Below are 17,989 nucleotides of genomic sequence, written 5' to 3' on the forward strand. Positions count from 1 at the left end.
GGACAGGACACGGCCGAGTGATATATAACTGTAGTAATTCACTCGACTTTGAACCGCAGAAGGAGCGCAGCATGGATCTGGTCACGCTGGAGGTGCCCGAGCTCGGCAACCGCTGCCACCTCGTCCACGACGGATCCTCCGCCCTCGTCGTCGACCCGCCCCGGGACGTCGCCGTCGTCGAGCGTGCCGCCGCGACCGTGGGCGTGGAGATCGCCGCCGTGGCGGACACCCACGTGCACAACGACTACGTCTCGGGAGCCCTGGCGCTGGCCCGCCGGCACGGCGCCGACTACCTGCTCTCGGCCGACGAGCACGTCGAGTTCGAGCGGGTGGGCGTGCGCGGTGGCGACGTCCTGGCCGTGGGCGGCCTGCAGGTCCACGTCATCGACACCCCCGGGCACACCCGGCACCACCAGTCCTTCCTGGCCAGCGGCGCGGCCGGCGAGCCCGGCGTGCTGCTGAGCGGCGGCAGCCTGCTGCTCGGCACCGTCGGACGCACCGACCTGGTCGACCCGCGGCTGACCCACGACCTGGCGCGGGCGCAGTGGGCCAGCGCCCGCACGCTCGCCGCGCTGGACGACGCGACGCTGCTGCGGCCGACCCACGGATTCGGCAGCTTCTGCGCCGGATCCACGCCGTGCCGCACGGGCGGCGACGCGACGCTCGGCGACGAGCGCGGCACGAACCCCGCGCTGGTCCTGGACCGCGAGGAGTTCGTGGACCAGCTGGTCGCCGGCCTCGGTCCGATCCCGTCGTACTACCGGCACATGGCGCCACTGAACCGCGCCGGCGCCGGCCGCGCCCTCCCCCGTGCCGCACGGGCGGTGACGGCCGACGACGTCACCGACGCCATCCTGCGCGGCAGCTGGGTGGTCGACCTGCGCGGACGGGCGGCGTACGCCGACGGGCACGTCTCGGGCACCGTGTCGGTGGAGTACGGCACCCAGTTCGCGACGTACGTCGGCTGGCTGGTGCCGTGGCAGGACGACATCGTCCTGCTGACCGACTCCCCCACCCTGCTCGCTCCGGCCCTGCGGGACCTGGCGGCGATCGGCATCGACGGCGTCGACACGCACGTCCTGGACGGGGCCGACCAGCTCACCGCGTCGTACCGCCGCACCGACTGGGCGGGCTTCCGCGCCGCGCCGGGCCCCCGCGTGGTCGTGGACGTCCGACAGCGCGACGAGTACGAGGCCGGCCACCTCCCGGGCGCCCTGCACCTGCCCGTCCAGGACGTGGAGGAGCGTGGCGCGACGCTGCCGAGCGGCGAGCTCTGGGTGCACTGCCGCTCGGGATACCGGGCGGGGATCGCGGCCAGCCTCCTGCACCGGATGGGTCGCCAGGTGGTGCATGTCGACGACGCATGGGACCGCGTCGCCGAGCTCGCCATCCCGACCACCCCGGGACTGGCGGCGTAGCAGGTCAGGAGGAGGAAAAAAAGACGACGAGAGGGCCGTCACCTTTCTAACTGTAGTTAGTTGATCGTGTTTGTACTGCTTGTTTTCAAGGGCACCCCGGTGCCCCGATCTCGGAGGAAAACATCTTGCACACACCATCTCCACGCCCCCGCTCCGCGCGCGGGAGGCGCCGTCTCCTCGGCACCGCCGCCGTCGTCCTCGGACTGGCGGGGTCGCTCCAGGCGCCGGACGTCGCTGCGGCGCACGAGGGGGGCGCCGACAGCGACGGCCCGGTCACGACCGACACGGGAGCCAGCTCCCTGGTCCAGACACTGCTCAGCGCCGCAACCGGCATCGTCAAGGACAAGTCGGCCATCCAGGGCCGCGACGGCAAGGCCTACTGGTTGGAGAACCACGTCGACACCTCGCTGCTGCCGACCGACGTCCTCCAGGGCCTCGGCCTCGACGACGCCCTCATCGACCTGGGCCTCGGCGGCAGCGACTCCGGCGGGAGCGTCGAGGACGACGGCACCCCCCGCGAGTACCTCGTCGTCTGGGCCGGCGACAACAACGTCCTCGACAAGAGCGGAGCCGAGCTCACCACGCTCCCCAAGTCCGTCGGGACCGACCTGATCGGCCAGAAGGACCTCGTCGGACCCGACTTCCTCGCCGTCGTCGACGCGACGAAGGGGTCGCCGTCCTACGGCAAGGTCGTCAACACCGCCACGGTGGGTCCGCTCGTGGAGAACGAGCCGCACCACATGCAGTACATCTGGCACAAGGGCAACAACATCTTCGCCGGCGGGCTGTTCACCGACGTGACCTACGTCGTGGACACCTCCCAGCTGCCGAAGCTGGAGCTCAAGGCGGTCAACCTGCCGACCGACACGCTGTGCGGATCCGTGCCGGACGCCTACTGGGTGACCAAGGACGGCAACGCCTACGGCACCTACATGGGCGGACCGGACGTGCCCGGCCCCTGCACCTACAGCGACGGCTCGGTCCGGATCGGCAACGGCTTCGCCGGCTCACCGGGCGAGCTGGTCCGGCTCGACAGCGAGGGCCGCACCGTGGCGGAGGCCCCGGCAACCCCGGAGACCGCCGAGACCGAGCAGCGCTGTGACAACATCCCGGCGCTGCCGCAGCCGACCTGCGCCAACCCGCACGGCGTGCAGGCTCGCGAGGACCTCGACACCCTGGTGACCAGCGACTACAACGAGCCGCGCAACATCATCCTCAACCCGGTCCAGGCCCCGTCGTCGTACCTGCGCCGTCCGACGGTGCGCACCTGGGACATCTCCGACCGCGACCACCCGAAGCTGAAGGCGGTGTCCTTCCTGCCGGACGGGCCGCGCGTCGGCAAGGTGCCGCACCAGGAGGAGCCGCGGGCGGCGATGGAGACCACCGTCACCAACCTGCCCGGCCACAAGGGCGCCTTCGCGAGCACGATGCAGGGCGGTGCGATCTACTACACGCCCGACATCACCGCCGAGCAGCCGCAGTGGCGCGAGGTGTTCGACCTGACCACGTCGAACAAGTACACCGATCCCGCCAGCACCTACTACGGCGGCGGCAGCAACGCCGGCTGGACACAGACCAGCCTGGACGACAAGTACCTCTACGTCGCGATCGTGGGCCGGCCGGCCTCCGGTGACGACAAAGGCTCCCCGCCGTACATCCTCAAGCTGGACATCCAGGAGCTGCTCGCCTCGGGCACCAGCCCGCAGTGCGACATCGACTCGCTGGACGAGGTCACCGCCGGTGGCGCGGAGGCCGACTGCCCGGCGATCGTCGACACGCTGCCCGCTCCCGGCGGCCCGCACTGGGGCTCGTTCGACAACCTCGAGCTCGGCGAGGACGGGAAGTACCACGAGACCACGGACGTGAAGCGGCTGGCTTATGCCAACTACTTCGTCGCCCGCACCGGCCTCAACGGCGACCACCGGGTCTGCCTGGCCGACGTGCAGCCGGACCAGACCCTCGCGCTCGACGAGAAGTTCCGCGACGAGCGCACGGGTGAGGCGTGCATCGACTTCGACCGCGCCTCGTGGCCGCACGGCGACTGGGGTCCGGCGAAGCCGCACTCGATGCTCTTCGTCACCGCCGATGACGACATCGAGTAGTGGCAACCGCGGGCGGGACCTCTGGTCCCGCCCGCGGGCGGCCGTGCTGCTGCCGGCGGCGCTCACAGCGGCGCTGGTCGTGGGCGGGGCGGTGCACGCCGGCGTCGGCACCTCCGGCGAGTCCCGCGAGGGCAACGCCCTCGTGCAGGACTGGTCGGCGCGCAGCGGCGGCCAGCAGGTGCTGGGCGGTTCCCGTACGCCGGGCGTCCCCAGCGTCCAGCGGCTGCGCCACGACGACGTCGAGTTCACGGTGACCGTCGCGCCGGCGCGGCCCGGTCGCAACCTGGTCCGCGTCGACAGCACCCACGTCGGGCGCGGCCACGGGCACCAGACCCTGCCGGTCCTGGTCGGGACCTCCGAGGAGGACCTGGTCCGGGCCCGGCCCCGGCCCGGCACCGACGGGCTCTGGGCGGTCGTCGACCTGCCCGCGGGCACCGGCACGGTGCTCGTCACGCACGGGCGCGAGCACCGGGTGCCGTTCGCGGTGGACACCGGGTCCGACACCCCGGACACCGGCGGCTGGACGGGCCCGGACGGGCCCGAGTGCCTCGCGTCGGCCACCGGCGCGATCCTCGCCGGCGGCGACGCACCCGTCGGCTGCCCGGCCGGCTCGCTCTCCCCCGCGGACGAGACCGCGCTGCGGTCCGTCGTCGACACGCTCGCCACGCGCGGGGTGGAGCAGCTGGCCGTGCAGCACGACGGGTCGGCGCGCGGCCGGGCGGCGTACGACGTCGTGCGGCGCGTGGCGACCGGTGCCGGAGTGCGGGTCGTCGACCCCGCCGAGACGCCGGCAACACGGAGCGCGCTGCTCGTCGTGAGCGGCTGGTCGGACGCCTCGCGCAGCCTTCGCCGGGTGACCGCGATGCCGCTGCGCGAGCAGCCCGTCCGGTCCGACGGCACCTGGCTCGCGCCGTGGCTGCTCACGCCCGCCGTGGTCGACTCGACGCCGGGGGCGATCCTCCCGCTCGACTTCGACATCCGCGACGACGCCGCGCAGGAGTACAGCCAGACCCTGGCGAGGTACCTCCCCGACCAGTCCCCCACCGCGTCGGGCTACCTGGCCTGGCGTGCCGAGCGGGGCACCGCCCCCGACTCCCTGCAGCTGTTCGCGGCCTCGCGAGCGGCCTACATGCCGGCCTCCGGGAACCACGACCACCACGAGACGGTCGTGGCGTGGTTCCCGGGCGGCACCGTCACCCCCGTCGGCTCGCTCGCCCCGGCGAGCTAGCGTCCAGAAAGGAACCAGCATGTCCCTCACCGAGAGAACCGGCGCGAGACGACGCCGCGACGGCACCGCCGCCGACAGCCCCGCCCGGGTCCACACACCGGAGCAGGCGCCGCCCGCCCAGGCCGGGGTCGTCGTGACCGGTCTGGTCGCCGCCCTCGTGCTCGGCGGCATCATCCTGAGCCGCTCCGGCCAGGTCCCGGCGGTGCTGTTCGCCATCGGCCTGGCGCTGGGCTTCGTGCTCTTCCACAGCCGCTTCGGCTTCACCTCCGCCTGGCGGCAGCTGGTCGCGGTCCGCCAGGGCAAGGCGTTGCGCGCGCACATGCTCATGCTGGCCGTGGCCTGCACGCTGTTCGCGCCGATCCTTGCCACGCAGACGTCGTGGGGCGACGTGCCGGCCGCCCCGAGCCTGGCTCCCATCGGGTTCGGCCTCTTCGTGGGGTCGTTCCTGTTCGGGGTCGGCATGCAGCTCGGCGGCTCCTGCGCCTCCGGGACGCTGTTCGCGATCGGCAGCGGCCAGACCGCGATCCTGCTCACCCTGACCGGCTTCATCGTCGGCTCGGTCGTGGGGGCGCTGCACTTCCCGTGGTGGACCAACGACCTGCCCAGCCACGCGCCGGTGTCGCTCGCGGACACCGGGGCGGGCTACCTGGGCGCCTGGCTCATCTCGCTCGCCGTGATGGGCGTGGTCGTCGCGCTCACCTACGCGGTCGGCCGGCGCCGCGACGTACCCCCCGTCGAGCCGGCCCCGGTCGCGCAGGGGGCGGCCCGGGTCGTGCGCGGCTCGTGGCCGCTGTGGGTCGGGGCGCTGCTGCTCGCGGGGCTCAACGTGCTGACCCTCCTGGTGTCCGGAGGCGCCTGGGGCGTGACGTTCGCGTTCTCCCTGTGGGGCTCGAAGATCCTCGACGCGATCGGCGTCGACGTCCTGTCCTGGCGGTTCTGGCAGGACCCCGCCAACCTGGCGAAGTACCAGGCCGGGTTCCTGGCCGAGAAGACGTCGGTGATGGACCTCGGCATCATCGTCGGGGCCCTCGTGGCCTCCGCCGCCGCCGGTGCGTTCGTCGTGCACCGCCGGGTCCCGGGCCGGCTCGCGCTGGGCGCGGTGCTCGGCGGGATCCTGATGGGGTACGGCGCCCGGATCGCCTTCGGCTGCAACATCGGCGCCTACTTCGGCGGCATCGCGTCGTTCAGCCTGCACGGCTGGCTGTGGGGCGTGATGGCGATCGTGGGCACGTTCGCGGGGCTGGCGCTGCGGCCGCTGTTCGGGCTCACCAACCCCAGGCCGACCGACTCCGTGTGCTGACCGCCCGGCGTTAATTCGGTTGCAGCGCCCGGGGACCGGCCTCCACCATGGTCGGACCCGGGCGCTGCGACATCCGCAGCCGTGCCCATGACCGAGAGGAGCAGTGACATGACCACGACTGTCACCGGCCTGTCCGCAGACCGTTCTTCCCTCACCTCATGGAGCACCATCAGCGATGTCCCAGGACTTCACGCAGCACCAGCAGTACTTCTCTGACAACCTCGTCCGCCTCCCGCAGCAGGAGCGCGACGAGCACGAGCTCGACGGGATCGACCCGTCCTTCGTCTTCGACTTCACCGCGTACGACGAGATCGACGACTCCTCCCAGCGCTGGTCCACGTGGCTCAGCGTCGAGCCACTCTCCCGCGGCCCGGAGCCCCGCCCCGACTGGGTCGTGACCTCGCAGGGCGCGATCGACACCGAGCTCGGCATCCTCAAGACCGGCAAGGAGGCCGACGTCTTCCTGGTCGAGCGCGCCGACCCGGCCGACCCGGGGGGCGGGGTGGTGATGGCCGCCAAGCGCTACCGCAGCACCGACCACCGCAACTTCCACCGCGCCGCGTCCTACACCGAGGGCCGCAGCACCAAGCGCTCCCGCGACGAGCGCGCCCTCAAGCGCAAGAGCACCTGGGGCAAGGTCGTCGCGGCCGGCGAGTGGGCGGTCTCGGAGTGGGACGCGCTCAAGCGGTTCTGGGAGATCGGGCTCCCGGTCCCCTACCCCGTGCAGATCGACGGCACCGAGATCCTCATGGAGTGGATCACCGTCGACGGGGACAGCGCACCCCGGCTGGCGCAGACCCGGCCGGAGCCCGCGCTGCTCGCGTCGTACTTCGAGCAGCTGCGCGACGCGATGGCCACGATGGTGCAGCACGGGGTCGTCCACGGCGACCTGTCGGCGTACAACATGCTCGCGGCCGGTGAGCGCCTGGTCATCATCGACCTTCCCCAGATCGTCGACCTCGCCGGCAACGCCGCGGGGATGGACTTCCTGCTGCGGGACTGCACCAACGTCTGTGCGTGGTTCCGCTCGAAGGGTCTCGAGGTCGACGAGCACGCGCTGTTCGGGGAGCTGGTGGCGCACGCGTTCTGACGGCCGGACCGCGTAGGTTTCCGGCTGTGAGACACAGCCGGGGCCGCGTCGTCGAGGTCGAGTCGCTGGCGGAGCTCGACCGCCGCCTGGCCCGGGGAGCCACGAGCATGTCCGGCTGGTGGGTGCAAGGCGTCGACCTCTCCGGGCGGAGCGCGGAGCTCGACCGCTGCGACGTCGCCGGGGCGTCGTTCCTCGGCTGCACCTTCGCCGAGGGCGACGCCGAGCGGATCGACGCCCGGGGTGGGACCGTCTTCCCACCCATCCCGGGCGTCCCCGTCGACCCCTACCGCTCGGCGCTGTACACCGCCCCCGAGCTGTACGACGCGCCCGAGTACCCCGCGACCCTCGACGCCCGTGCGTACGCCTGGTCGCGCGGCCCGCAGGACCAGGAGGCGATGCTGGCCCGTGCGCTGCACGACCATGCGATCGACCAGGCGCTCGTCGACTGGGTCCGGCCGCGCACCCTGGTGGGGGTCATGGGCGGTCACGCCCTGCAGCGCGGCGAGCCGGCGTACGCCGACGCCGCCCGCCTCGGCCGGCTGCTGGCCGGGTCCCACACCGTCACCACCGGCGGCGGCCCCGGTGCGATGGAGGCCGCCAACCTCGGGGCCCGGCTCGCGGACCGGTCCGAGGAGGAGCACGACCAGGCGCTGGCCCTCCTCGCCACGGTGCCGGGGTTCCGGCCCTCGGTGGGGGCGTGGGCGGCGGCCGCGTTCGAGGTGCTCGACCGCTGGCCCGGCACCACCGAGTCGCTCGGCATCCCGACGTGGCACTACGGCCACGAGCCGCCCAACACCTTCGCCACCGCGATCGCGAAGTACTTCCGCAACGCCACCCGCGAGGCGATCCTGGTCGAGGTCTGCGACGCCGGGATCGTGTTCCTGCCCGGCGTCGGCGGCACCGTCCAGGAGGTCTTCCAGGACGGCTGCGAGAACTTCTACGCCGACGAGTCCTCCATCGCCCCGATGGTGCTGGTGGGCCGTCGCTACTGGACCGAGGCCGTCCCCGCCTGGCCCCTGCTGGCCGCCCTCGCCCGGGGCCGGGTGATGGAGTCCCACGTGCACCTCGTGGACACGGTCGAGGAGGCGGCGAACCTGATCGAATCGACCACGCGGGACCGCGCCGGAGCCTAGGGTTTCGGCTCGTGAACCTCACTCGCCGCGACCTCTTCCGCTCCGCCGCCGCCCTCGGCGGCGCCACCGCCGTCACCGGGCTCGGTTCCTCGGCCGGCCTGGCCGCCGAGGCGGTCTCCGGGACCGTCACCGCAGCAGGGACCACGCGGCGCACGGTGCTGGCCAAGGGGCCGGCCGACGCGAACGGCTGGCGGCCGGTCGTCAAGGCCCAGGGCGAGCCGTACGTCGTGCGCAGCAACCTCGGCATCGAGCCGGAGAAGGGCCGCCGGAAGCGCCGCAAGCCGCTGCTCGCCTTCGCCCAGCTCAGCGACGTGCACATCTGCGACTCCCAGTCCCCGATGCGCCTCGAGTTCGGCGAGGGGTCGAGCAGCTCGGCCTACCGCCCGCAGGAGATCCTCACCGCACACGTCGCCAACGCGATGGTGCACCGCATCAACCTGATCGCCCGGGGACCGGTCACCGGCAAGCCGCTGGCGCTCGCGATCCAGACCGGCGACAACTCCGACAACAGCCAGTACAACGAGGTGCGCTGGAACATCGACGTCCTCGACGGTGGGGAGATCCGCGCCGACTCCGGTGACCTCACGAGGTACGAGGGCGTGATGGACGGCGTCGCGCAGTTCTACGACCGCGAGTACTGGCACCCCGAGGGGACCCCCGACGGCCTCGAGGACGACCGGCCGCGCGCCGAGTTCGGCTTCCCCACCGTCCCGGGCCTGCTCGACGCGGCGCGGGCGCCGTTCCAGGCCGAGGGCCTGACCATCCCCTGGTACACCACCATGGGCAACCACGACGGGCTGGTGCAGGGCAACTGGCACGCGGACGACAACTACAAGTCGATCGCGACCGGCTCCCGCAAGAAGGTCCGGGTCGGCGGCGACGCCGAGGGCAAGCGCGACGTCACCCCCGACCCCGACCGGCGCCTGCTCTCCCGGGCCGAGTGGGTCGAGGAGCACTTCACCACCACCGGCCTGCCGGTGGGCCACGGCCTGAAGGCGAAGAACCGCACCGACGGCACCGCGTACTACCACTTCGACCGGGGTGTGGTCCGTTTCGTGGTGCTGGACAGCATCAACCAGAACGGCTTCGACACCGGCTCGCTGGACCTCGAGCAGTTCCGCTGGCTGCAGGACGTGCTGGCGCACTCCCGCAAGCGACTCGTGGTGGTCGCGAGCCACCACACGGTGGAGACGATGACCAACAGCGTCGTGACCGACCTCGCCCCCGGCCGCCGCATCCTCGGCGAGCGGATCGTGGCCGAGCTGCTCGAGCACGAGAACGTCGTCGCCTGGGTCAACGGCCACACGCACACCAACCACATCTGGGCGCACAAGCGCCGCGGCGGCGGTGGCTTCTGGGAGATCAACACCGCCTCCCACGTCGACTGGCCCCAGCAGGCCCGGCTCGTCGAGATCGCCGACAACAGGGACGGCACCCTGTCGATCTTCACCACGATGATCGACCAGGGCGCGCCGGTGGCGTTCCAGGGTGACCTCGAGAACCCGCTCCAGCTGGCCGCCCTCGCGCGTGAGCTCGCCGCCAACGACTGGCAGGAGCAAGACAACAACCGGCGCGGGAAGCTCAGCTCCCGCAACACCGAGCTGCTGGTGCGCGCGCCGAAGTTCCTGCGCTGAGGTCCGGCCGGGGGCGGTCGCGAGACCGCTCCCGGTCAGGACTCGGTGGCCGCCAGCTGCCCGCAGGCCCCGTCGATCTCGCGGCCGCGGGTGTCGCGGACCGTCGTCGGGATGCCCTTCGCCTCGAGCCGGCGCACGAACTCGCGCTCGTCGGCCGGGTCGCTCGCCGTCCACTTGGAGCCGGGGGTCGGGTTCAGCGGGATCAGGTTGACGTGCACCCAGCCCCAGTCGCCGTACGAGTTCAGGACGTCGCCGAGAAGGTCCGCGCGCCAGGCCTGGTCGTTGATGCCGCGCATCATGGCGTACTCGATCGAGACGCGGCGCTTGGTCGTGCGCGCGTAGTTCCAGGCGGCCTCGACGGTCTCCGCGACGGAGAACCGGGTGTTGATCGGGACCAGCTCGTTGCGCAGCTCGTCGTCGGGGGCGTGCAGGCTCAGGGCCAGCGTGACGGGGATGCCCTCCTCGGCCAGCTGGTTGATCCGGGGCACCAGCCCGACCGTGGACACGGTCACGCCGCGCGCCGACATGCCGAGCCCGGCCGGGGTGGGGTCGGTGAGGCGGCGTACGGCGCCGATGACCGCCTTGTAGTTGGCCAGCGGCTCCCCCATGCCCATGAAGACCACGTTGGAGACCCGGCCCGGGCCACCCGGGACCTCGCCCCGGGCGAGCGCGCGGGCACCGGCCACGACCTGCTCGACGATCTCGGCGGTCGACATGTTGCGCTGCAGGCCGCCCTGGCCGGTCGCGCAGAAGGGGCAGGCCATGCCGCAGCCGGCCTGGCTGGAGACGCACATGGTGGCGCGGTCGGGGTAGCGCATCAGCACCGACTCGACGAGCGCGCCGTCGAAGAGCTTCCACAACGTCTTGCGCGTGGTGCCCTTGTCGGCCTCCATGGTGCGCAGCGGCGTCATCAGCTCGGGCAGCAGCGCCGCGACCAGGTCGTCGCGCTGGGCGGCGGGCAGGTCGGTCATCTGCGCCGGGTCGTCGACGAGGCGGGCGAAGTAGTGCGTGCTCAGCTGCTTGGCGCGGAAGCCGGGCAGCCCCTGCTCCTCGAGGAGCTGCTTGCGCTCGTCGGCGCTCAGGTCCGCGAGGTGGCGCGGCGGCTTGCGGCGTCCTCGCGGCTCGTCGAACACCAGCGGCAGGCTGCGGGTGGCGTCGGCGGGCTCGGGCGTGGTGGCGGAGTCGGACATCAGACCCCGATCATCGCATCCCGGGGGCTACGGCTGCGAAAGCGCGACCCCGAGATCGTTCTCACGCCCGACCATCACCCACAGCACGAGCAGCGCGACCCCGACGACGACCAGCGCCGTCGCGACCACCCCGATCAGCATGTAGAGGCCGAACCGACGGGTGCGCGGCGCGATGACCAGGCCCAGCGGGACGGCCAGCGAGATCAGCACGAACGGGAACAGGTCCTCGGCGGTCGTGTCGTCGAAGAGCCAGCTCAGCACGGCGGCGTACAGGCCGGGCACGACGATCACGTAGGCGAGCCCGGTGAAGAAGCCGGTGATCGCCGTGAACGTCGGGTGGTCGCGGTGCCACCAGTCCGGCTGTCGCTCCGGACCGGCGTCCTGCTCGGTCTGCTCGCTGGTCATCACACCGATCCTTGCAGACCCGGCGCCCGGAGTCAGCGGGCCTCGCCGTGCGACGGCTCGCGGCGGTTGTGTCTTGTGGCACCCCGCCCGCACCGTCACGCTGTCCTCATGGAGGTGTGGTTCCTCGACGCCGGCGGCGCCCACCCGCGCGACGCGGACGACGTCGTGGAGCTCTTCGCGCACGAGGACGGGTTCTTCTGGATCGACGTGCCGCGGTGGGACGACGACGCCGACTCGCTGCTGCGCGGCCTGGGCTGCCACCCGATGGTCCTCGAGGGGTGCCGCCAGAGGAACTACGTCCCGACGGTGCACGGGTACGACGACCACGTGTTCGTCACCACCCAGTCACCGTTCCTCGGGGCTGCCGGCCACGTGCACCTGCTCGAGCTCGACCAGATCATCGCCCACCACTACCTGGTCACCGTCCACGGCCCGATCAACCCCGAGGTGGACCCGGCCCTGGCGCTGGTCGAGACCGCCGGCGTGCTCGAGCGGGTCCGGGGCGGCCGCTTCCACCCCCGCACCCCCGTCGAGCTGTCGTACGCCGTCACCTCCGCCGTGGCGCGGCGCCAGAGCGGGCTGGTGCGCGAGGTGGCCGCGAAGCTGCCCGGGCTCGAGCAGCAGGTGATGGCCTCGCAGCTGCGCGACCCCGAGGCCCTCCTGGAGACGATGTTCCTGATCCGCCACGAGCTCATCACCACCCGGACCATGGCCGCCCAGTGCCACGACATCTGGGTGCGGCTGGCCGGTATCCACCGGATGGCCGACGACCCGGAGGCCACCCGGATCCTGGACCTGGCCGACCAGTTCGACCGGGTGCGCTCGCTCGCCGACGGCGAGTCCCACTTCCTCTTCGGCGTGATCGAGCTCTACCAGACCAAGGTCCACACCAAGATGACGGTGGCCATGGAGCGCCTCGCCGTCATCGCCGCGGTCACCCTCCCGGTCACCGCCATCGCCTCCGTCTACGGCATGAACGTCATCGTCTCCCAGCAGACCCACTACACCGAGCTGGCCGTCGTCCTCGTCGTCATGCTGGCCGTGAGCCTCGCCCTGCTCCGCTGGGCGCGCCGGCAGGGCTGGTGGTGACGATGGCCGAGGCACGCACCACGCCCGACGAGGTGCACATCAACGACGCTCCCCGGGAGCCCGTCACCGACCCGCGGCTCGGCATCGACGTACCAGCCCCCGGCGGCGGCGCGTCGCGGCACCGGCTGGTGACGGTGGGAGACTCCCTCACCCAGGGGTTCATGAGCGCCGCGGTCCACCGCACCGACCTGTCGTGGCCGGCGATCGCCGCCTACGAGCTCGGCCTGACCGCCGACCAGTTCACCTACCCCACGTACGAGTGGCCCACGGGGCCGGGCGGCCTGCCGCTCGACCTGGAGCGGCTCGCGCGGGCCTTCGAGAAGCGGTACGGCGACCGGCTCGACTTCTGGGAGATCGTGGGCGCCGCGGCATGGCTGCGCTCCTACCTCGACGACGTCGAGGACTACTGGGAGCGAGGTGCCGGATCCGCCGTGCCGCCGAACGGGGCAGCGTTCCACAACATGGCGGTGTACGGCTGGGACCTGCTCGACCCGCAGCTGCAGACGGCGACGACCGTGGCCGCGCGGATCCGGCGCCCGACCGGCGACGACTTCCTCGACCAGCTCGTGGAGCACCATCAGGACCGCGCCGCCTGGCCCGTCCTGCAGCGGGCCCGCAAGGGCAGCCGCGGCCGCTCCGTTCTCGAGGCCGTGACCGACCTCAGCCGGACCGGCGGCGTGGAGACCCTCGTGGTCGTCCTCGGCGCCAACAACGCGCTGGGCTCCGTGGTCAGCCTCGACCCCGCCTGGACGCCGGCCGACTACGCCACCCTGTCCGCCCAGGAGCGGCTCGCGGCGCGCGTCGGGTGCAACGTCTGGCGACCCAGCGCGTTCGCGGCCGACTGGGAGCTGCTGGTCCAGCGACTGCGCGGGGTGGCTGCGAAGCACGTGGTCGTGGCCACCGTGCCCTCGGTGACGATCGCGCCCATCAGCCGCGGCGTCTTCCGGAAGATCAGCCCCGACTCCCGCTACTTCCCCTACTACACCCGCCCCTGGATCACCGACGACGCCTTCGACCCCCGGCACGACCCCCACCTGACCGGCGACGAGGCCCAGGCGATCGACTCGGCCATCGACGCCTACAACGCGACGATCATCGCCTCGGTGGAGGCGGCGCGCTCCGACGGGCTCGACTGGTACCTGTTCGACATGGGCTCGATCCTCGACCGGCTCGCCACCCGCCGCTACATCGAGAGCCCGTGGGCACGCCCGGCCTGGTGGACGCCGTACCCGCTGCCGCCGGCGCTCGCAGCACTGGACCCGGTGCCGTCGACCCGGTTCTTCCGCTCCGGTCCCGAGGGTCGCACCGAGGGCGGCCTCTTCTCCCTCGACGGCGTCCACCCGACCACGATCGGCTACGGCATCCTCGCCCAGGAGGTCATCAAGGTGATGGAGCTGGCCGGCGTCGAGTTCCGGACCCGCGACGGCCGGCCCCGCCCGGGCCCGGTGACCGTGGACTTCGAGCGCCTGCTGCGCGCGGACACCCTGGTCAGCGACCCTCCGGCCTCGATCGGCAGCACGCTGAGCCTGCTCGGCTGGCTCGACGACCGGCTGGACTGGGTGCGGGCGTTCCTGCCCTTCGTGCCCTCACCGCTCTGAGGGTCGGTCGCTCAGGCCTCGAGGACGATGAGGTCCGGCATGGCCAGGCTGCGCCAGCGCTCGAGGTCGGGCTGCCGCCCGGTCAGCTCGGCGACGAGGACCGTCCACGCGGTGCCGTGACCCACCAGGACCACGTCCTCGCCGGCATGGACGTCGAGGATCCCGCGGACCGAGCGGACGACCCGGTCCCGGCAGGCAATGAGCGGCTCCCAGCCGTCGTACGCCGACGTCGCGGGGTCGGCGAAGGCGCGGGCCACGGTGCCGGCGAAGTCCTCCAGCCAGTCGCTGGAGGCCCGCACGTGCTCGCGCAGCCCGTCGACCACCCCGACCTCGGTCTCGGTGAGCAGCTGCGCGGTGGCGGTCGCCTTCGGCTCCGGGGAGCAGAACCACACCGCCTGCTCCGGCAACCGACCGGACTCCCTGAGCGCCCACACGTCGTCGAACCCGGCGGGGTCGAGCTCCCACTCGTGGGCGGGGGTTCCGGGGCGTGGCGCGGAGCGACCGTGGCGGACGAGGAAGAGCGCCACGTCAGAAGACGAGGTAGTGGAGCAGCAGCCAGATCGGGGCGATCGTGGCCAGCAGCGAGTCGAGCCGGTCCATCAGGCCGCCGTGGCCCGGGATCACCTGGCTCATGTCCTTGATGCCGAGGTCGCGCTTCATGACCGATTCGCACAGGTCGCCGAGCGTCGCCATGACGACCGCGATCAGGCCGAGCAGGACGCCGACCCACCAGTCGCCGTCGAGGAGGTAGACGACCAGCGCCCACCCGACGACCACGCAGAAGAGCACCGAGCCGGCGAAGCCCTCCCAGGACTTCTTGGGGGAGATCACCGGCGCCATGGGGTGCTTGCCGAACAGCACGCCGGCGATGTATCCGCCGATGTCGGAGGCGATGGTGACCAGCACGAACGCGATGATCCCCTTGACCCCGTCGTTGTCGAGACCGCCGCCGCCGGTGCCGCCCTCGGAGAGCATCAGTGCGACGAACGAGCCGAGGAACGGCACGTAGACCAGCGTGAAGACCGACGCGGTGGAGTTCTTGACGTAGCCGTCGATGCCCCGGCGCAGCAGCCAGAGCATGATCACCAGCGCGCTGACGGCCGTGGCGGTGACCAGGGCGTCGGCGCCCCAGACGTAGGCCACCACGACCATCACGACCCCGCCCAGCGTCAGCGGCTGCTCGGGGATGTCGACGTCCTTGGCCAGCAGGCCCCGGTGCAGCTCCCACACCGCCACGACCACCGCCGCTGCGACGATGAACATGAACGCCGTCTTCCAGACGAGGAGCGACGCGGCGATGGCGGCCAGCAGCACGACTGCCGAGGCGACGGCCTTGCGGAGGTCGCGGCCGGCGCGGCCGTAGCCGGGCGCCGGCACGGGTGCCGGGCCGGGTGAGGTCTCGGTCATGGGCGGGAGCGTCGAGGTCGTCAGACCTCGAGCAGCTCGGCTTCCTTGCCCTTGAGCATCTCGTCGATCACGTCAGTGTGCTTCTTGGTGATCGAGTCCAGCCGCTTCTCGGCCCCGGTGACGTCGTCCTTGCCGACCTCGCCGTCCTTCTCGAGCTTCTCGAGGTTCTGCTTGGCGGTACGACGCAGGTTGCGCACCGCGACACGGCCGTCCTCGGCCTTGGAGCGGGCGACCTTGATGTACTCCTTGCGGCGCTCCTCGGTGAGCTCGGGGAACACGCAGCGGATGACCTTGCCGTCGTCGGCCGGGTTCACCCCGAGGTCGGAGTCACGGATCGCCTTCTCGATGTTCTTCATCGCACCCTGGTCGTAGGGCGCGATGAGGATGACCCGCGCCTCGGGCGCCGTGAACGACGCCAGCTGCTGGAGCGGGGTCGGCGAGCCGTAGTAGTCGACGACGATCTTGTTGAACATGCTCGGGTGGGCCCGGCCGGCGCGGATCGCCGCGAACTCCTCGCGCGTCGCGTCGACCGACTTGTCCATCTTGCTGTCGGCCTCGTTGAGGATGTCGTTGATCACGGCTGCTCCTGGTCTCGTCACGTGCGTGGTTGTTCGGGTCGGGCTGACGCCCGTTCGGCCGGCGGTCGAGCCCGTCGGGCTCAGCCTGCGCTGACCAGTGTTCCGATCTTCTCACCCTGCACGACACGCAGGATGTTGCCCTCGGGCTCCATGCCGAAGACCACCATCGGGAGCTTGTTCTCGCCGCACAGCGCGAAGGCGGTCTGGTCCATGATCCGCAGGCCCCGGCTGATGGCCTCGTCGTAGGTCAGCTCGTCGAACTTCGTCGCGGTCGGGTCGATCTTGGGGTCGGCGGTGTAGACACCGTCCACCCCGCTCTTGGCGACCAGGACCACGTCGCACTTGCTCTCGAGGGCTCGCTGCACCGCGACGGTGTCGGTGGAGAAGAACGGCATGCCCATGCCGGCGCCGAAGATCACCACGCGCCCCTTCTCCATGTGCCGGATCGCCCGCCGGGGGACGTACGGCTCGGCGACCTGACCCATGGTGATCGCGGTCTGCACGCGGGTCTCGACACCCATCTTCTCCAGGAAGTCCTGGAGCGCCAGGCAGTTCATCACGATGCCCAGCATGCCCATGTAGTCGGCGCGCACCCGGTCCATGCCGCGCTGCTGGAGCTCGGCGCCACGGAAGAAGTTGCCGCCCCCGGTGACCACGGCGATCTGGACGCCGTGCTGGGCCACCGAGGCGATCTCCCGGGCGATCTTCTGGACCACGTCGGGGTCGACGCCGACCTTCCCGCCCCCGAACACCTCGCCGGAGAGCTTGAGCAGGACTCGCTTGTACCCGGTCACGCTGGACCTCCCTGATCGTCGTCGCCAGGCAGAAACCTATCGGATGGGCCGCCCGGCTCCCGATCCGGCGTCGACCACCCGCCGGGAGCCGTGCGACGACCTGGCAACAGCGTGCCGGACATGGCACGAGGGCCGGCCGACGAGCTGTGCTCGTCGTACCGGCCCTCGTGGTGACGCTGGGGTCAGGCGCCGACCTCGAAGCGGGCGAACCGCGTCACCGAGGTGTTCGCGGCGTCCAGCACCTGCTTGACCGACTTCTTGGCCTCGAAGACCGACTCCTGGTCGAGCAGGACGATCTCCTTGAAGAAGGCGTTGATGCGACCCTCGACGATCCTGGCGACGGCAGCCTCGGGCTTGCCCTCCTCCAGCGTCTTCTTGGTCAGCACGTCCTTCTCGGCCTCCACGACGTCGGCCGGCACCTGGTCGCTGGTGAGGTACTGCGCCTTGAGCGCGGCAGCCTGCTGCGCGGCCTGCTTCGCGGCGGCCTCGTCACCCTCGAACTCGACGAGGACGCCGAGGGTCGGGGGCAGGTCGGTCGCCTTCTTGTGCAGGTAGACCGTGGTGGTGCCGTCGAAGTACGCGACCTCGCCGAGCTCGATCTTCTCGCCGATGGTGCGGGCGAGCTCCTCGACGGTCTCGCCGACGGTCTTGTCGCCGAGCGAGACGGCCTTGAGCGCCTCGGCGTCGCCGGCCTTGCTCGCGTCGGCGGCCTCCGCGATCTGCTGAGCGGCGTTGATGAAGGCCTCGTTCTTGGCGACGAAGTCCGTCTCGGCCCTGAGGCTGATCAGGGCGTTGCCGGAGGCGGCGACCAGGCCGGCGGAGGCCTCGCGCTCCGCCGCGCGGGCGGCGGCCTTGGCCGCACCCTTGACGCGGAGCAGTTCGACGGCCTTGTCGAAGTCACCGTCGGTCTCGTCGAGCGCCTTCTTGCAGTCCATCATGCCGGCCTGCGTCAGCTCACGGAGCTTCTTGACGTCAGCTGCGGTGTAAGCCATGTTCGTTCTTCCCTCTGACTCGTGGAGTGGT

Annotated in this window: 16 protein-coding genes; 9 read left to right on the top strand and 7 right to left on the bottom strand. The window is 71.6% G+C overall.

All coding sequences use genetic code 11. The features are described from left to right. The first annotated feature begins 71 nt into the window (after nucleotides 1–71). From ACZ43H_RS11620 to ACZ43H_RS11650, 7 genes are all read left to right on the top strand, one after another. A complete protein-coding gene (locus tag ACZ43H_RS11620; protein ID WP_464590454.1) occupies nucleotides 72–1,418 on the top strand; it encodes a rhodanese-like domain-containing protein in 1,347 nt (448 codons plus the stop codon). Between the two features lie 125 nt (nucleotides 1,419–1,543). Then, complete coding sequence (locus tag ACZ43H_RS11625; protein WP_464590456.1) at nucleotides 1,544–3,520, top strand: hypothetical protein; 1,977 nt, start codon at nucleotides 1,544–1,546, stop codon at nucleotides 3,518–3,520. Beyond that, nucleotides 3,504–4,748, top strand: a complete 1,245-nt coding sequence (locus ACZ43H_RS11630) for a type 1 periplasmic-binding domain-containing protein (protein ID WP_464590458.1) — start codon at nucleotides 3,504–3,506, stop codon at nucleotides 4,746–4,748. Before ACZ43H_RS11625 ends, ACZ43H_RS11630 begins: the two co-directional genes overlap by 17 nt. Nucleotides 4,749–4,767: 19 nt before the next feature. Continuing rightward, on the top strand, nucleotides 4,768–6,048 hold the full coding sequence (locus tag ACZ43H_RS11635; protein WP_464590460.1) for a YeeE/YedE family protein: 1,281 nt from the start codon (nucleotides 4,768–4,770) through the stop codon (nucleotides 6,046–6,048). 175 nt (nucleotides 6,049–6,223) lie between these two features. Next, nucleotides 6,224–7,138, top strand: coding sequence for a serine protein kinase RIO (locus ACZ43H_RS11640; RefSeq protein WP_464590462.1), 915 nt, complete (start codon nucleotides 6,224–6,226; stop codon nucleotides 7,136–7,138). A gap of 26 nt (nucleotides 7,139–7,164) precedes the next feature. Beyond that, complete coding sequence (locus tag ACZ43H_RS11645; RefSeq protein WP_464590464.1) at nucleotides 7,165–8,271, top strand: LOG family protein; 1,107 nt, start codon at nucleotides 7,165–7,167, stop codon at nucleotides 8,269–8,271. 11 nt (nucleotides 8,272–8,282) lie between these two features. Then, nucleotides 8,283–9,905, top strand: coding sequence for a TIGR03767 family metallophosphoesterase (locus ACZ43H_RS11650; RefSeq protein WP_464590466.1), 1,623 nt, complete (start codon nucleotides 8,283–8,285; stop codon nucleotides 9,903–9,905). 35 nt (nucleotides 9,906–9,940) lie between these two features. Here ACZ43H_RS11650 and rlmN read toward each other — a convergent pair whose 3' ends face one another. Both rlmN and ACZ43H_RS11660 read right to left on the bottom strand, forming a co-directional pair. Then, nucleotides 9,941–11,095 carry a dual-specificity RNA methyltransferase RlmN gene (gene rlmN / locus ACZ43H_RS11655; RefSeq protein WP_464590468.1) on the bottom strand — a complete coding sequence of 385 codons (1,155 nt, stop codon included), beginning with the start codon at nucleotides 11,093–11,095 and terminating at the stop codon, nucleotides 9,941–9,943. A gap of 27 nt (nucleotides 11,096–11,122) precedes the next feature. Beyond that, nucleotides 11,123–11,500: a hypothetical protein gene (locus ACZ43H_RS11660; RefSeq protein WP_464590470.1), complete on the bottom strand. Its 378-nt coding sequence runs from the start codon at nucleotides 11,498–11,500 to the stop codon at nucleotides 11,123–11,125. Between the two features lie 108 nt (nucleotides 11,501–11,608). Here ACZ43H_RS11660 and ACZ43H_RS11665 point away from each other — a divergent pair, with 108 nt between their 5' ends. Next, nucleotides 11,609–12,589 carry a CorA family divalent cation transporter gene (locus ACZ43H_RS11665; protein ID WP_464590472.1) on the top strand — a complete coding sequence of 327 codons (981 nt, stop codon included), beginning with the start codon at nucleotides 11,609–11,611 and terminating at the stop codon, nucleotides 12,587–12,589. A gap of 2 nt (nucleotides 12,590–12,591) precedes the next feature. After that, entirely contained in the window at nucleotides 12,592–14,187 is a 1,596-nt protein-coding gene (locus ACZ43H_RS11670; RefSeq protein WP_464590474.1) for a hypothetical protein, read from the top strand. An 11-nt stretch (nucleotides 14,188–14,198) separates the two neighbouring features. Here ACZ43H_RS11670 and ACZ43H_RS11675 read toward each other — a convergent pair whose 3' ends face one another. From ACZ43H_RS11675 to tsf, 5 genes are all read right to left on the bottom strand, one after another. Then, the gene (locus tag ACZ43H_RS11675; RefSeq protein WP_464590476.1) at nucleotides 14,199–14,714 is read right to left on the bottom strand and encodes a histidine phosphatase family protein; all 516 of its coding nucleotides are present in this window, start codon (nucleotides 14,712–14,714) and stop codon (nucleotides 14,199–14,201) included. Between the two features lies 1 nt (nucleotide 14,715). Beyond that, nucleotides 14,716–15,594 (bottom strand): phosphatidate cytidylyltransferase, encoded by an 879-nt coding sequence (locus tag ACZ43H_RS11680; protein ID WP_464590478.1) that lies wholly within the window; start codon nucleotides 15,592–15,594, stop codon nucleotides 14,716–14,718. Between the two features lie 20 nt (nucleotides 15,595–15,614). Next, on the bottom strand, nucleotides 15,615–16,169 hold the full coding sequence (frr, locus tag ACZ43H_RS11685) for a ribosome recycling factor (protein WP_464590803.1): 555 nt from the start codon (nucleotides 16,167–16,169) through the stop codon (nucleotides 15,615–15,617). An 83-nt stretch (nucleotides 16,170–16,252) separates the two neighbouring features. Further along, nucleotides 16,253–16,966, bottom strand: coding sequence for a UMP kinase (gene pyrH / locus ACZ43H_RS11690; protein ID WP_379184018.1), 714 nt, complete (start codon nucleotides 16,964–16,966; stop codon nucleotides 16,253–16,255). A gap of 182 nt (nucleotides 16,967–17,148) precedes the next feature. Further along, a complete protein-coding gene (tsf, locus tag ACZ43H_RS11695; protein ID WP_464590481.1) occupies nucleotides 17,149–17,958 on the bottom strand; it encodes a translation elongation factor Ts in 810 nt (269 codons plus the stop codon). Between the last annotated feature and the right edge of the window lie 31 nt (nucleotides 17,959–17,989).

The sequence above is a fragment of the Nocardioides sp. DN36 genome, from assembly GCF_055380375.1.

Excerpts from the sequence above, each read along its gene's own strand:
- ACZ43H_RS11620 (WP_464590454.1), top strand. The coding sequence starts at position 72 with ATGGATCTGGTCACGCTGGAGGTGCCCGAGCTCGGCAACCGCTGCCAC.
- ACZ43H_RS11680 (WP_464590478.1), bottom strand. The coding sequence starts at position 15,594 with ATGACCGAGACCTCACCCGGCCCGGCACCCGTGCCGGCGCCCGGCTAC.
- tsf (WP_464590481.1), bottom strand. The coding sequence starts at position 17,958 with ATGGCTTACACCGCAGCTGACGTCAAGAAGCTCCGTGAGCTGACGCAG.
- ACZ43H_RS11665 (WP_464590472.1), top strand. The coding sequence starts at position 11,609 with ATGGAGGTGTGGTTCCTCGACGCCGGCGGCGCCCACCCGCGCGACGCG.
- ACZ43H_RS11670 (WP_464590474.1), top strand. The coding sequence starts at position 12,592 with ATGGCCGAGGCACGCACCACGCCCGACGAGGTGCACATCAACGACGCT.
- rlmN (WP_464590468.1), bottom strand. The coding sequence starts at position 11,095 with ATGTCCGACTCCGCCACCACGCCCGAGCCCGCCGACGCCACCCGCAGC.
- ACZ43H_RS11660 (WP_464590470.1), bottom strand. The coding sequence starts at position 11,500 with ATGACCAGCGAGCAGACCGAGCAGGACGCCGGTCCGGAGCGACAGCCG.
- ACZ43H_RS11640 (WP_464590462.1), top strand. The coding sequence starts at position 6,224 with ATGTCCCAGGACTTCACGCAGCACCAGCAGTACTTCTCTGACAACCTC.
- ACZ43H_RS11630 (WP_464590458.1), top strand. The coding sequence starts at position 3,504 with ATGACGACATCGAGTAGTGGCAACCGCGGGCGGGACCTCTGGTCCCGC.
- ACZ43H_RS11635 (WP_464590460.1), top strand. The coding sequence starts at position 4,768 with ATGTCCCTCACCGAGAGAACCGGCGCGAGACGACGCCGCGACGGCACC.